General features: G+C 47.9%; 14 protein-coding genes. 12 read left to right on the forward strand and 2 right to left on the reverse strand.

The features are described 5' to 3' along the window. Positions 1-180: 180 nt before the first annotated feature. From ACFVS2_RS16135 to ACFVS2_RS16155, 5 genes are all read left to right on the forward strand, one after another. On the forward strand, positions 181-567 hold the full coding sequence (locus tag ACFVS2_RS16135) for a ribonuclease domain-containing protein (protein ID WP_390236217.1): 387 nt from the start codon (positions 181-183) through the stop codon (positions 565-567). 18 nt (positions 568-585) lie between these two features. Next, positions 586-873, forward strand: coding sequence for a barstar family protein (locus ACFVS2_RS16140; protein WP_390235546.1), 288 nt, complete (start codon positions 586-588; stop codon positions 871-873). Positions 874-1,035: 162 nt separating this feature from the next. Continuing rightward, positions 1,036-1,548, forward strand: coding sequence for a hypothetical protein (locus ACFVS2_RS16145; protein WP_390235548.1), 513 nt, complete (start codon positions 1,036-1,038; stop codon positions 1,546-1,548). A gap of 167 nt (positions 1,549-1,715) precedes the next feature. Further along, entirely contained in the window at positions 1,716-2,603 is an 888-nt protein-coding gene (locus tag ACFVS2_RS16150; RefSeq protein WP_390235550.1) for a sugar nucleotide-binding protein, read from the forward strand. A gap of 6 nt (positions 2,604-2,609) precedes the next feature. After that, a complete protein-coding gene (locus ACFVS2_RS16155) occupies positions 2,610-3,302 on the forward strand; it encodes an aspartate/glutamate racemase family protein (protein WP_390235552.1) in 693 nt (230 codons plus the stop codon). Positions 3,303-3,453: 151 nt separating this feature from the next. On the opposite strand, the gene ACFVS2_RS16160 is transcribed toward ACFVS2_RS16155, so the two are convergent. Further along, on the reverse strand, positions 3,454-3,864 hold the full coding sequence (locus tag ACFVS2_RS16160; protein WP_390235554.1) for a pentapeptide repeat-containing protein: 411 nt from the start codon (positions 3,862-3,864) through the stop codon (positions 3,454-3,456). A 245-nt stretch (positions 3,865-4,109) separates the two neighbouring features. On the opposite strand from ACFVS2_RS16160, the gene ACFVS2_RS16165 reads away from it, so the two are divergent. Genes ACFVS2_RS16165 through ACFVS2_RS16195 form a run of 7 tightly spaced genes read left to right on the forward strand, consistent with a single transcriptional unit; the run spans position 4,110 to position 11,878 of the window. Beyond that, complete coding sequence (locus ACFVS2_RS16165; protein WP_390235556.1) at positions 4,110-5,186, forward strand: putative 2-aminoethylphosphonate ABC transporter substrate-binding protein; 1,077 nt, start codon at positions 4,110-4,112, stop codon at positions 5,184-5,186. Positions 5,187-5,203: 17 nt separating this feature from the next. After that, a complete protein-coding gene (locus ACFVS2_RS16170) occupies positions 5,204-6,253 on the forward strand; it encodes a putative 2-aminoethylphosphonate ABC transporter ATP-binding protein (protein ID WP_390235559.1) in 1,050 nt (349 codons plus the stop codon). 5 nt (positions 6,254-6,258) lie between these two features. Beyond that, positions 6,259-7,968 (forward strand): putative 2-aminoethylphosphonate ABC transporter permease subunit, encoded by a 1,710-nt coding sequence (locus ACFVS2_RS16175; protein ID WP_390235562.1) that lies wholly within the window; start codon positions 6,259-6,261, stop codon positions 7,966-7,968. A 3-nt stretch (positions 7,969-7,971) separates the two neighbouring features. Further along, on the forward strand, positions 7,972-8,766 hold the full coding sequence (gene phnX / locus ACFVS2_RS16180) for a phosphonoacetaldehyde hydrolase (RefSeq protein WP_390235564.1): 795 nt from the start codon (positions 7,972-7,974) through the stop codon (positions 8,764-8,766). Next, entirely contained in the window at positions 8,763-9,881 is a 1,119-nt protein-coding gene (gene phnW / locus ACFVS2_RS16185) for a 2-aminoethylphosphonate--pyruvate transaminase (RefSeq protein ID WP_390235566.1), read from the forward strand. Before phnX ends, phnW begins: the two co-directional genes overlap by 4 nt. Positions 9,882-9,900: 19 nt before the next feature. Then, positions 9,901-11,064 carry a saccharopine dehydrogenase family protein gene (locus ACFVS2_RS16190; RefSeq protein WP_390235568.1) on the forward strand — a complete coding sequence of 388 codons (1,164 nt, stop codon included), beginning with the start codon at positions 9,901-9,903 and terminating at the stop codon, positions 11,062-11,064. Positions 11,065-11,089: 25 nt separating this feature from the next. Then, on the forward strand, positions 11,090-11,878 hold the full coding sequence (locus ACFVS2_RS16195; protein ID WP_173618759.1) for a DeoR/GlpR family DNA-binding transcription regulator: 789 nt from the start codon (positions 11,090-11,092) through the stop codon (positions 11,876-11,878). Positions 11,879-11,928: 50 nt separating this feature from the next. Here ACFVS2_RS16195 and ACFVS2_RS16200 read toward each other — a convergent pair whose 3' ends face one another. Beyond that, positions 11,929-13,575: a helix-turn-helix domain-containing protein gene (locus tag ACFVS2_RS16200; protein ID WP_390235571.1), complete on the reverse strand. Its 1,647-nt coding sequence runs from the start codon at positions 13,573-13,575 to the stop codon at positions 11,929-11,931. Between the last annotated feature and the right edge of the window lie 28 nt (positions 13,576-13,603).

Consider the following 13,603-nt stretch of genomic DNA (forward strand, 5'->3'; position numbering starts at 1 on the left):
CCTGTACGCTCATGCAATGCTTGAAAAATATAACCTTTTAGCACAATCCTCTAACTTCGCAAAAGCCCAATATCATCAGATACCATCATGTCTTGCTCCGAAAACCTTATTGTTCATTGAAAATAATGTTCTAGGCTGGAGTTGTTGATCCTAACGGAACACGCAACGGTTTATAATTTCATGGTAAAGGACTTCCATACCTACTTCGTTTCAAATCTTGGAATATGGACGCATAATTCATGTGTAGATTTAAAGGCAGTCGCTACGTATATTAAAAAGCATGGGAAGTTACCGGATAACTATATTACTAAAGATGAGGCAACTGCACTTGGGTGGGACCCAAGGCGAGGTAATTTGAGCCAAGTTGCTCCTGGAAAAAGTATCGGAGGCGATATATACAATAATTATGATGGTGTAGTACCACCCGCTAAAGGGAGATTATGGTACGAGGCAGATGTAGAGTATCAAGGTGGTTATAGAAAGCAAGCTCGATTGCTCTATTCTAATGACGGTCTATTTTACTTATGGAATCACGGGACTAAGGCAATACCGATAACCATCAAATAGTGGAGGTAGAATGCCAAAATGAAGATCATAAAAATTAACGGTGAGGAATTTACTTCTAGGGATAATTTACACAGCATCCTGAGAAGCAAACTAGTAGAACCTGAACATTATGACCATACGTATTGGGGAAATAATCTCGATTCGTTATGGGAATGTTTAACTGCATGGATTGAATTACCTCTAACGATTGAATGGTTGAATTATGAGAAAAGTGTTGAATATCTAGGCGATTATGCAGAAAAATTACTCCAAGTCTTTACTAATGCAGAGAAAAATGGCAGAGGATTTAAAGTGGTAGTAAAATGACAACTGGTTTGAGTTCGAATTAATATGAATGACCTTGAGGTGCTTGTTATCTCAGGGTTTTTTCAATTGCAGGTGGGGCCGTCGTTCGATTGATTCGAGTTATAGTAAAATAGGCTAAAGCTGGTCAAACAGGAGAGATGGCTTAGATTAGGAGATTACTATATGCAAATTAATCTGAAAGTACCATATGGAATATTAAAGCATAGTGCGTCAACTGAGGATGTTGCTCACTTGCTTAGTCTATTCATTAAAAAAGACTCCTTATTGCTTTTTTCTTTCTATGAAAGAAATTTGCCATTAGTTGGTACTGACATTCAAGAATTCATCAATGAAAGACGTCTATTTACTAATTCCAAATGGGTATTGCCGTGGGAAGAAACAATTCCTCACTGGGACCAACCAAATAATACACCACCAAATATTATTTGGTTCTCAGTAAAGACAAAGGACGAGATTATAAAAGCGATAGATATAGACAGTTTATTTCGATGTGTTGTAGTGAAGGAGGGCGACGACTTTTATAAATACTCGAATGTGATATTCCAACAAGAATATTATGCAACTTTTGACGAAGAAAATTTTGAGCATTATATTGGGTTTACGAACAAGGGTGAATTTCTTAACGCCACATGGTCAGGATTAAAGAACCGATTTCATGTAAACTTAGTTGAATAGAGAAGAGGACCTTGATTGTGGACTCGCCTAGTACATTTTCGTAGGACATCCATCGTTACGAGATATAACATTTTAAGTTCTGCCAGTGCAGCCTGTGTCGCTCCAGATGGGGGATAGTGGTATATTAGATCATAATGAAAATGGTAAGCGCTGGAGGGGGACATGCCATGGAGAAACGCCGCGTATTGTTGCTCGGGGCTAGCGGCTACTTGGGAAGTCAAGTCTATCAGGAGCTTTTGCGGGATAATGCCATTGATCTGATGGGTACATGCTTTTCTGCACAAGCTGTCCATCAATTGCTTCGGGTCGATGTAACTGATACCCCTTCTTTTTCAGCGATCCTGCAAGAGTTTTCGCCGCATGTTGTCATTTGGGCGTTGATGAGTGCAACAGATGAGCGAGAGCTAATAGAAAAAGGCTTCGATGTTCTGCTTTCTCAGCTGCCAGAAAAGAGCAAATTGATCTTCATCTCCACAGACGGTATTTTCGGAAGAGGAACAGGCTCTTATCGGGAAGAAGATTCGCCTGAGCCATTAGAGGAGAGAAACCCGTTAGCTGCTTATTCGAATGCCAAAATACGAGGAGAAGCACGCATTCGCGAGCGGCATCCCAACCATGTCATCGTGCGAGTGGGCCCAATCTATGGTCGCAATGTGGTTGGACAATGGGATAAACGCGTCGCTTCGATGTGTGCAGACTTGAAAGCTAGCAGAGAAGTAAGCCGGTCAGGTAATTTGTACAAGACGTTTGTCCATGTGGAAGACGTGGGAAAGGCCATTCACGAATTGCTGCACGGCTCTTACCTCGGAACCCTTCATCTCGGTCCAGCAAAGAAAGAGAGTTATTATTCTTTTTTCAAAAAGATGGCTCTGGCATTAGGGCTGAAGGCTGATGGTGTAAAAGAAACCTTGTTAAAAGAAGCGGAGGCGCTAGAACGAGGGATTCCGTTGGATACTTCGTTACGTACGAAAAAGGCGCATGAATTGCTACAGACCCGTTTTCGTCAGGCGGGATGGAAAAACGCGTATGGGAACGATAACGACAAAGGAGAGTAGAGAACAATGAAAACAATCGGATTAATTGGCGGCATGAGCTGGGAGTCCTCCTTGGTCTACTATCGTTTGATCAATGAAACCGTCAAGGAGCGGCTGGGCGGTTTGCATTCGGCAAAAAGCATCCTGTATTCCGTTGATTTTGCCGAGATCGAAGAAATGCAACGAGAAGGACGATGGGAAGAAGCCGGCGAGCGGATGGCGCTTGCGGCGAAAAGTCTGGAAGCGGCAGGAGCCGACCTGATCGTTCTCTGTACAAATACGATGCACAAGCTAGCGTATGCTATCGAAGAAGCGACCAGCCTGCCATTTCTGCATATCGCGGATGCGACTGCTCAAGCGATCGCAAACCACGGGCATAAACGAGTGGCACTGCTTGCGACGAGATTTACGATGGAGCAGGATTTTTATACAGGGCGTCTGCGTGATGTACATGGATTGGAGGTACTGCTGCCGGATGAACAAGAGCGAAAACTCGTCCATGACATCATTTATCATGAGCTCTGCGTCGGAACCATTCGCGAGGAATCCAAACGTACATATCAGGCGATTATTGAGAGACTGGTCAAGGAAGGTGCAGAGGCAGTTATCCTTGGCTGTACGGAAATCGGTCTGCTGATCTCGGCCGAAGATTGCACCGTTCCGGTATTTGATACGACTGCGATTCATGCAGAGGCGGCTGTGGAGTCTGCTTTACAGTAGATGATAGGAAAAAAAAAAGACTGAGCTCATCCCATTTGCTACTAGAATGGATGACTGAGTCTTTTTTTTTTTATGCAAACGTACATGTCCTTTATTTGTCCTTGATTAAATCCGAAATCAAGATACCGTTTATTTTCAATCCAGTAATGTCTCAATCCGTTATCTCCACATTGGATAAATCACAATTTCTGAATTGCCCACGAGTAAGGTTACAGCTGTGAAAGCTTACCGGTTTATACTGCCCATCGGGATTATAATTCCCATCTCCCTCATGCGGAAGAACCACGTTATGAAACTCTGTTCCAAACAAATGTGCCTGATCAATAACAGCGTGGCTAAGATTAGCATGCTGAATGCCTAAGCCTGACAAATTTGCGTTGGAGATTTTGATTCCACTCATATTCACATCATTCAAAGTCATTTGACTCATATTTACGTTGTTGATTTTGGTCTTTGCCAAGCTGACATTATCAATATCAAGTTCCTCAGCTCTAACCTCCTGCCATTTAGACTTTGATATATCCGCCATTTGCAAGTCCAACGGTTCCGCCTTCAAGTTCATACTCATATCCCCCTTTGCCTTATAAAAATGAGGCATTTGTAACTTCTACACATACCTCGTTTTCCCTTTATTACCCAGTTGTGTTTTCTGCTCTACCAAGGGATTTTGTAAAACCAACTAAACACAACCAAACACACATAAAAACAATCAATTTACGTTGCGTTCATATCCGCTTAATATTTTCCCCGTAAGATTGGTGTCGTAGGAACCAAGAAATGAACATTCCGAAAAGAGGAGAGGTTCTCATGAAGAAATGGCATTATCCTTTACTTGCTTCCGTTCTATCAATCGCGTTTTTAGCAGGATGTGGACAAGCACCAGGGTCACAACCAAACACACAAACTTCCACAAAGGAAAGTACAACCGCCTCAGGAGAGATTACGGTTTATACGGCGCTGGAGGATGACCAGATCAAAACGTATTTGGAATCCTTCAAAGCGAAATATTCAGATGTAAAGGTCAATATCGTCCGCGATTCTACAGGAATCATCACAGCAAAGCTACTGGCGGAAAAAGACAATCCACAAGCAGACGTCGTATGGGGAACAGCAGCGACAAGCCTGCTTGTACTCGAACAGCAAGGCATGCTCGAAAGGTATTCGCCGAAAGGAATCGAGAAGGTATCCCCGGAGTTTAAGGATTCCAAAGAACCTGCGAGCTGGGTAGGAATCGATGCGTGGGAGACAGCGATCGCGGTCAATACAAAAGAGCTGGAAAAACGCAATTTGCCGATCCCGCGCTCATATGAAGACCTGATCAAGCCGGAGTACAAGGGATTGATCGTGATGCCAAATCCGGCTTCTTCTGGAACTGGGCTTCTCACCATCAACGGAATCATGCAACTGAAAGGGGAGCAAGAAGGCTGGGCGTACCTCGACAAGCTGCATGAAAATATGGCGATCTACACGCATTCCGGCTCGAAGCCAGCGAAAATGGCCGCATCGGGCGAATATCCAATCGGCATTTCCTTTGGCTACCGTTCGATTACCGAGAAGAAAAAAGGCGCGCCCGTGGAAGTCGTCTTTCCAACAGAAGGCTCAGGCTGGGATGTAGAGGCGAATGCCTTGATCAAAAAGAGTCAAATCAAGCCAGAATCCAAGCTGTTCTTGGACTGGGCTATCTCGGATGAAGTCATGAAAGCCTATAACCAAAACTTCGCCATCGTCAGTATCAAGCAAGAAGGCGCGACACTCCCGGAAGGCTACGCAGTAGATCCGATCAAGCAATTAATCAAGCTCGACCTGAATCAAGCCGCACAAAATCGTGACAACGTCTTGGCGGAGTGGGAAAAACGATACGGGACCAAGAGTGAACCCAAGTAAGCAGCGAGGAGAACAGCATGACACAATCCTATCTATCCATTCAAGGGGTCAGTAAACGCTTTGGTTTGTTTGCCGCATTGGAGCACATTTCCATCGAAATTGACAAGAATGAATTTGTTTGTCTACTCGGTCCCAGTGGCTGCGGTAAAACGACATTACTGAGAATGCTGGCTGGATTGGAACAGCCGACGACAGGCAAGATGATCCTGGGAGGCAGGGAGATTACTTCCCTGCCACCAGCAAAACGAAACATTGCGATGATGTTCCAATCGTACGCATTGTTTCCCAATTTGACGGCTGCCGAAAATATTGCCTTTGGCCTGCAAGAAAAGAAGCTAGGGAAAAAAGAGATCGCAGCCAAAGTAGAAGAGGCACTAGACATGGTTGATTTGTCTCATGCCGCCGCCAAATATCCCAGCCAGCTCTCAGGCGGTCAACAGCAGCGAATTGCCTTGGCGAGAGCGATTTCTCTATCGCCGGATGTCTTGCTTTTAGATGAACCACTATCCGCATTGGATGCAAAAGTAAGACAAAAGCTGCGCCGGGAGATTCGGCGTTTGCATGAGCAGTACGGCATGACAACAGTGATGGTCACGCATGACCAAGATGAGGCATTGACCATGGCAGACAAGATCGTCGTCATGGATCACGGCGAAGTCGTTCAGGTAGGCACACCCGAGGAGATCTATAACACCCCAGCCACTCCGTTTGTTGCTGATTTTATCGGAGCGATCAACTTTTTTGAGTACAGTCGCTTTGAGAATGAGCAATCTGATCCGAATCGCTTACTTGCGATCAGACCGGAGCATGTGCGGATTTTGCAGCAAGAATCCGAATGCGCCATACCTGCGACCATTTCCGAGATAGAATTTCGCGGTGCTTTTTACCGAATCTTTCTAGCGTGGCAAGAGGAAGGCCAGATAAAAAAAGAGCTTCTGACAATCGATTTGATAGCGGCCGAGGCACAAAGACTTGGGATTGCCCGAGGCAAAAAGGTGTGGCTGGAGTTTCCGCTGGAGAATTTGCTGACCTTTGAGCATGCGCCAGCCATAGAGGAACAGGGGTGAGCAGCATGAAGGAAATGACATCGCTCTTCGATGGAAAAGCCATGCAAAAGTGGCTCATCGCTCTCGTCGTACTTGGATTGTCAGCGAGTGTTCTGTTGCCACTTGGCCAGTTGTTTTCCAAAGCATTCTATAACAAGAACGGTCAGTTCATCGGCCTGGACAATTTCGTTACGTACTTTTCCACCCCAGCACTGGCAGGGTCACTGAATAATACCTTGTACATTTCTGCGATGACGACGCTGATGGCAGTCACACTCGCTTTTCTGTTCGCGTATGCCTTGACGCGCAGCGGGATTCGCGGAAAACGAGTCTTTCGGGCGATCGCGCTGCTGCCGCTGTTTGCGCCCACGATGATGCACGGAATCGCCCTGACCTACCTCTTTGGGAATCAAGGGCTGGTGACGACGGGGATCTTCGGGTTGCTCCCGTTTCAATGGGACATCGATTTGTACGGCCCAGTAGGGATTATTTTGGCGGAGATCGTCTATGTTTTCCCGCAAGCGTATTTAATTCTCGCTGTTTCCCTTGCTTTTGCCGACTATCAGCTGTACGAAGCGGCGGATACGCTCGGGGCGAACCATTGGCGCAAGTTTTTTGTAGTGACGATTTCCAGCGTGAAGTACGGTATCGTCAGCGCCTGCTTTGTCTGTTTTACTCTCTCGTTTACTGACTTCGGGGCACCAAAGGTTGTCGGCGGCCAGTTTTCCGTACTGGCGACAGACGTCTACAAGCAGGTCATCGGTCAGCAAAATATGACGATGGGAGCAACAGTTGGGCTGCTTTTGATCATTCCTGCTCTCGTGGCATTTGTCGTGGACCGGATTGTTGAGCGGAAGCAACACGCGGCTGTAACAGCCAAGTCTAAACCGTATCGAATCAAGGAAAATCGTTTGCGCGACTTGTTTTATTTCATTCTCTGTGTGAGCGTCAGCGGATTTTTGTTGCTTCTCATGGCTGCGGTGGTACTAGCTTCTTTCATCAAAGTATGGCCGTACAATCTGACTTTCGGCTTGGATCATTACGACTTTTCCAACGTAGCCGGAGAAGGGATCGAGCCACTGTGGAACAGCATTCTGGTCGCTTTGCTGACGGCAGTGATCGGGACGGCGGTCACGTTTATTACCGCCTACACCATTGAAAAATCCCAAGTGTGGAAGGGGCTTCGCCAAGCTGGATACTTCCTGTCGATTCTCCCCTTGGCATTGCCGGGGATGGTCATTGGACTAGCGTACATTTTCTTCTTCAATAATCCGTCAAATCCATTTCACGGCATGTACGGAACGATCTGGATTTTGATTTTGGCGAACGTGATTCATTTTTTCGCAGTTGGCTTTATTACAGCAACGAGCGCGTTGAAAAAGCTCGATCCCGAATTCGAGCAAGCGGCAGAGTCCATGGGGATCTCGCAGACAAAGCTATTGTGGCGCGTCACGATTCCCGTCTGTATGCCGGCGATTGTCGAGATGGTCGTGTACTTTTTCATCAACTCGATGGTGACGATCTCGGCGGTTGTTTTTCTGTACGCAGCGGATTTCAAGTTGGCATCTGTCTCCATCGTCAACATGGATGACGCAGGGGATGTGGCTCCGGCAGCAGCGATGTCGGTATTGATCGTTTTCCTCAACATCATCGCACGTGCTGGCGCAGAATGGATCGCATCCCAACTTCGTAAGCGGACAACAGGGTCCTACCAAGAGAAAGGTCAGGTGGCATAAATCATGAAAGCAGTAGTATTTGATTGGGCAGGAACGATGGTAGATTACGGATGTTTCGCTCCTTTAGCTGTCTTTTTACAGGTGTTCAAAAACCGGGGGATTGAGCTGACAGCAGCAGAAGCGCGCGAACCGATGGGGATGCTCAAGCGCGATCATATCCAGGCACTTTGCAAAATGGAGCGGGTAGCAGCGCTTTGGCAAGAGCGTTACGGTCGACTTCCGAATGAAGCGGATGTGGACGAATTGTACGCTGACTTTGAACCGATGCTGATGGCGACCCTGCACGAGTACGCCACTCCTGTTCCGGGAGCAATTGAATTGGTAGGACGACTGCGCGAGCAAGGAATCAAAATCGGCTCGACCACAGGCTACACGAGAGAAATGATGAACGTCGTAGCGGCCTCAGCTAAACAACAGGGCTACGAGCCAGACGCACTGGTCACCCCGAGTGAAGTGCCTGCTGGACGTCCATATCCATGGATGTGCTATCAAAATGCGATCCTGCTGGATGTATATCCCATGAACGAGATGGTCAAAGTCGGTGATACGACGAGCGATATGAAAGAAGGAAGAAACGCCGGGATGTGGACCGTTGGTGTCCTGAAGGGTGGAAGCGAGCTCGGCTTGTCCTTGGAGGAAGTGACGAGTATGCCACAGGAAGAGCTGGATAAAAGGTTGGCTATCGCAACAGAACGACTGATGGCGGCAGGTGCGCACTACGTGATCGAGGAGATCGGATGCTTGGATGAGGTGCTAAAAAACATCGAGATGCGTCATGCAGGAGGAGAGAGACCATGAATCAGACACGACCAACCGACAATTCGTACTTGTTGCTCACCCCCGGACCATTAACCACTTCATCAACCGTACGCGAGGCAATGCTGCGGGACTGGTGCACCTGGGATCGGGATTACAATGAACTGGTACAGGCAATCCGCCAAAAGCTCGTCCGATTGGCAACCTCGCAGGTAGAGGAGTATACGAGCGTTTTGGTGCAAGGCAGCGGGACCTTTTGTGTGGAAGCGGTGGTGAGCAGTGCGATTCCCACAGACGGCAAGCTGCTCGTTCTGACGAATGGCGCATACGGGGAGCGGATCGTGGAAATGGCACAAGTCCATGGAATCGCGACGGAGGTAATTGATTTTGGCGAAGTGACAAAAGCCGATGCAGAGGTATTGGAGCAGAAACTAGCAGCGGATGCAACGATCACGCATGTGGCTGTCGTGCATTCAGAAACGACTACCGGCATGCTCAATCCCATCAAAGAAATCGGTGAAGTCGCCAAGAAGTACGGAAAAGTCTATATCGTAGATGCGATGAGCAGCTTCGGTGGCATTCCGATGGATGCAGCAGAGCTCTCGATCGACTTCCTGATCTCAAGCGCAAACAAATGCATCCAAGGTGTGCCTGGCTTCGGTTTTGTCATTGCCAAAACTTCTGCGCTCATCAAATGCAAAGGGATTGCCCGTACGTTGTCCCTCGATTTGCACAGCCAGTGGAAGACGATGGAGGAGCAAAACGGAAAGTGGCGCTATACTTCTCCGACTCATGTCGTGCGAGCTTTTTATCAAGCACTGATAGAGCTTGAGGCAGAAGGGGGAGTTGAAAAACGCTACGAGCGTTACCAGCGAAATCAGCAGCTACTCGCAGAAGGCATGGAGCGCATTGGTTTTCGCATCCTGTTGCCAAAAGAATCGCAATCGCCCTTCATCACTTCCTTTTATTATCCCGAAAGCGAAGCATTCACCTTTGCACAGCTGTATGAGCGGTTAAAGCAGGCAGGCTTCGTCATTTATCCGGGCAAAATCTCGCAAGCGGACACGTTTCGGATTGGCAATATCGGAGAGGTTTACCCAGAGGATATCGAGAGATTAATCGCTGCTATGGAAAACAATCGTTTCTGGCTGGAGTAAATAAAGGGAGGCTATCGTGATGAAAGTGTTTTGCTTGGGTGGAGCGGGAAATATTTGTCGAGAAGCTGTGCTCGATCTCGTGATGCATTCGGATTTTGAGCAGATCACGATCGGCGATTTTAATGAAGAAGAAGGTCGCAAGGTAGTCGAGTGGCTGAACGATCCACGCGTAGATTTTGTTCCGGTAAATGTACGCGATCATGCGGATACGGTCCAAAAAATGCGCGGTTACGACATCGTCATGGACGGAACCACGATCACGCTGAACGGCCTGTCTACTGCTGCGATTGCGGAGGCTGGCTGCCATGGCATCAATTTGAACGGTTTTGGGGAAGAAAACGCATCGGATGCGATCTTTCGCGACCATGGGAAGACTTGTCTGCCAGGCTTTGGCATGACGCCTGGACTGACCCAAATGATGGCGATGCATGCAGCGAACCAGCTCGATGAAGTCGACGAAGTCCGCGTCAGCCACGGTTCCTTTCGCCCGATTGCTTTTTCCAAATCGATCACAGAGACGACGACCTATGAGTATGATCCAGATTTGCCAGGGCGCGTCGTCTATGAAAATGGCGCATTCATTCAAGTCCCGCCATTTGCTCGCCCACGCGAAATAAAGCTTCCCGAGCCGTATGGAAAAACAATTCAGTACATCATTCCTCATGCAGAGACAAAAACGCTCGCACAGGCTTTGTCTCCAAAAGGGGTAAAGTTGATCGAGGTGCGGGGAACATGGCCGAAGCAAAACATGGAGCTGGTCAAAGCCCTCTATGATTATGGCTTTTTACGGAACGATCCCATCACGGTAGGCGAAACAAAGGTAGGAATCCTTGATTGTATCTCCCAATACCTCTACAATTCTAGGGAGGGAAAAGAGACGGAATTATACGGGTATTCTCTTCATGTCGAGGTAACAGGTACCAAGGACGGTCGCAAAGTAGGACACATCCTGTACCATACACATCCGGCATCTGACGGCTCTGTAGCTGACTGGGCTGGGCTGCGCGCCTATACCCGCAACGTAGGAATCCCGCTGGCGATTGCGACTGAGCAGATCGCAAAAGGAAACGTAAAAGCTATTGGCGTCATAACTCCAGAAGAAGCATTTGATCCGGCTGTGATTTTTCACGAGCTGGCAAAACGTCAGATTTACATCCATGGAGAGAAGATCGAAATGACGTAAAGTACGATATAGGGGGACATTCGTCGTGTCGTTGTTCGGGGAAGAGCGTAAGCAAATCATTTTGCAGTTGATCAATTCCAATGGCAAGGTGCGGACCAATGAACTGGTCGAAAAGCTGCAAGTCTCATCTGAGTCGATCCGCAGGTATTTGGAAGAGCTGGAAGCGGAGAAAAAGCTGAAGCGGGTTTATGGCGGAGCAGTAAAGCTGACAGTGGAGCGCTCTGAGCCTTCTCATTTTGCCCGTGAAGTCTTGCGAGCGGAAGAAAAGAAACGGATTGGACGGTTGGCTGCAGACTTGGTGCAAGACAGCGATACCATTGTCATCGATGAAGGGACAACGCCTTTGAAAATGATCAGCTTTCTCGTGACGAAAAAAGATTTGACGATCCTCACTAGCTCGATCACAGCGCTGAATCGATTAATCGAGTACCAAAACAATGGAATGCTTGCGGCAGACATCTATTTCCTGGGTGGAAAGGTGAGCGCCAAGCATCATCGGGTAAGCGGGACCTATGCAGAGAAGATGATGAAACAATTTTATGTGGACAAGGCGTTTATCGCGGCAGACGGCATCTTGCTCCATAAAGGCTTGACCTGCTATGAGCCGGATCGAACGGAACTCGCCCGTTGTTTCATCGAAAATGCCAATGAAAGTATTGTGCTAGCGGACCACTCCAAGATCGGGGTAAGCACATTGTGCAAGATCGCAGACTTGGGAGAGGTAGACATCGTGATCAGCGATACGGCAGCACCAGCAGAATGGAATAAAGGACTCCAAGCAAAAAATGTAGCATGGATGGTAGCAGAGGAGTAGTAGTAAGCAGGCCAGCAATTCCCCACGACAGGGAAGCTGGCCTGTTGGCTTTAGGAAGAATGGTGCAGCAAAAGTGGCAGCATATGCAGCAATCCCTCTCTGGTAAGGGCAGCGCCATAATTCCATTTTTGCGCTTCTACAAAATAGACATAGCCGTTCTGAACGGCAGGCAGACTGTGCCACCTATCACTTTGTATGAATGCGGCGGTAGCCTGACGCGATTCGGGGTCTTCGGACAGCAGCATAAAGATCCGATCGCCTGCGTACAGGGGGATGTCCTCCTCTCGAATTTCAATAAAGCCGTAGCCAGCTTGCAATACTTCTTGAATTTTATCCACAGGAGAAAAACCGTTTGGATGGTAGAGGGCGGAGGAAAGTCCTGAAGTGCCCATTACAAACAGTCGCCCGCCATGCTCATGGATAAAGACGGATGCAGTCTCACCCGGCACAAGCTCGGAACAGAGCTGATTCCACATAGCGGTAGCATTCGTGTGGTATTTCCTGAGCCATTCTCGCGCCTCGTTCTTTTTCCCCAGCCAATCTCCCAGTGTATGCAACCGTTCCTCCAGCGAAGCAAATGAATTAAACGTGAGCGTCGGGGCAATCTGGCTCATCTGCTTGTATCTGTCTTCTTCTGCGTTTGCGAAAATGATCAGATCTGGCTTCAATGTCGTCAAATGATCATAGTCAACGGGAAAGGCGATATCCTGCATGTGTCTCACCCTGTCTCGATAGATCGTTCGTTCCATCCAGGTAAAATTCCCGCCGACGATATTTTCAACATGGAGCGCGAGCAAATCATTAAACGTCTCCCCTATATAAATGATGCGTTGTGGCTGAAGAGGGATCTCTACCTCATGCCCTGTCCAGTCCTGAACGAGCTCCATGCGGTGAGTCAGCCTGGAATATTGCCTTGGCGTGTAACCGGTCGTCTTTCGAAACCGACGATTGAAGTAATACTCATCCGTGAAGCCGACCTGCGAGGCGATGTCCCGCAATGAATCGTTCGAGCTTTTCAGGAGCTTTTTCGCATGATGAATACGCAGTACGGTCAAATACTCCAAAGGCTTTTTACCCGTCAACTGGCGAAAGAGCAGCGTGTACTGCCACGACGGCACATTGGCCAGTTGTGCCAACTGCTTGACCGTCATGTTCTCTTGATAATTTTGTTGGATATAAGCAATGCTGTTCTCGACCTCTTTGCTCTTGCTAGGGATATGGTCAGGAGAGAGATTTTGCTCCAGCAAAAATCCGAGCAGCTTCTGGAACCGCAATTGCTGCCAAAAGCTGTCCATTTCAGAAGAAGTTGAACGGCCCAAGAGCAAAGCCTCACATAAGCGCAAGAGCCGGGCAGAAGGGTGAGCCGACAGCTCGATACGGCCATCAAGCAGTGCGTGTGGGTACGGCAGGGGTCTATTGTCTGCATCGAACTGAATGACGGTAAACGAGATTTGGTAGCAATCAATCGCGCTGTCGTACAAGGATTCGATAGCAAAAGGAGTAGACGGTGAAAGTAAAAAACACTTTCCTGCCAAAGGTGAAATCGTTTGGTCGTCAATACGGAGGCTGCCGTAACCTTTTGTGAAGAAGAGCAGGGTATGGAAGGGAGTGGGTGAAGGACTAGCCGTACGCTCTACTTTACACAACTGAAAATGAAGGGAACCGAGCGGGGGATGAGGTGGTATAGAGTGAAGCATCGGTTGTGCCCTCCTTTTTTATGAGAAT

It is taken from the genome of Brevibacillus sp. NPDC058079 (assembly GCF_042885155.1).
Classification (GTDB): Bacteria; Bacillota; Bacilli; order Brevibacillales; family Brevibacillaceae; genus Brevibacillus.

Bases quoted from the DNA above. Each gene is read 5' to 3' on its own strand.
- ACFVS2_RS16135 (WP_390236217.1), top strand. From the start codon at position 181: ATGGTAAAGGACTTCCATACCTACTTCGTTTCAAATCTTGGAATATGG.
- ACFVS2_RS16140 (WP_390235546.1), top strand. From the start codon at position 586: ATGAAGATCATAAAAATTAACGGTGAGGAATTTACTTCTAGGGATAAT.
- ACFVS2_RS16145 (WP_390235548.1), top strand. From the start codon at position 1,036: ATGCAAATTAATCTGAAAGTACCATATGGAATATTAAAGCATAGTGCG.
- ACFVS2_RS16150 (WP_390235550.1), top strand. From the start codon at position 1,716: ATGGAGAAACGCCGCGTATTGTTGCTCGGGGCTAGCGGCTACTTGGGA.
- ACFVS2_RS16155 (WP_390235552.1), top strand. From the start codon at position 2,610: ATGAAAACAATCGGATTAATTGGCGGCATGAGCTGGGAGTCCTCCTTG.
- ACFVS2_RS16160 (WP_390235554.1), bottom strand. From the start codon at position 3,864: ATGAACTTGAAGGCGGAACCGTTGGACTTGCAAATGGCGGATATATCA.
- ACFVS2_RS16165 (WP_390235556.1), top strand. From the start codon at position 4,110: ATGAAGAAATGGCATTATCCTTTACTTGCTTCCGTTCTATCAATCGCG.
- ACFVS2_RS16170 (WP_390235559.1), top strand. From the start codon at position 5,204: ATGACACAATCCTATCTATCCATTCAAGGGGTCAGTAAACGCTTTGGT.
- ACFVS2_RS16175 (WP_390235562.1), top strand. From the start codon at position 6,259: ATGAAGGAAATGACATCGCTCTTCGATGGAAAAGCCATGCAAAAGTGG.
- phnX (WP_390235564.1), top strand. From the start codon at position 7,972: ATGAAAGCAGTAGTATTTGATTGGGCAGGAACGATGGTAGATTACGGA.
- phnW (WP_390235566.1), top strand. From the start codon at position 8,763: ATGAATCAGACACGACCAACCGACAATTCGTACTTGTTGCTCACCCCC.
- ACFVS2_RS16190 (WP_390235568.1), top strand. From the start codon at position 9,901: ATGAAAGTGTTTTGCTTGGGTGGAGCGGGAAATATTTGTCGAGAAGCT.
- ACFVS2_RS16200 (WP_390235571.1), bottom strand. From the start codon at position 13,575: ATGCTTCACTCTATACCACCTCATCCCCCGCTCGGTTCCCTTCATTTT.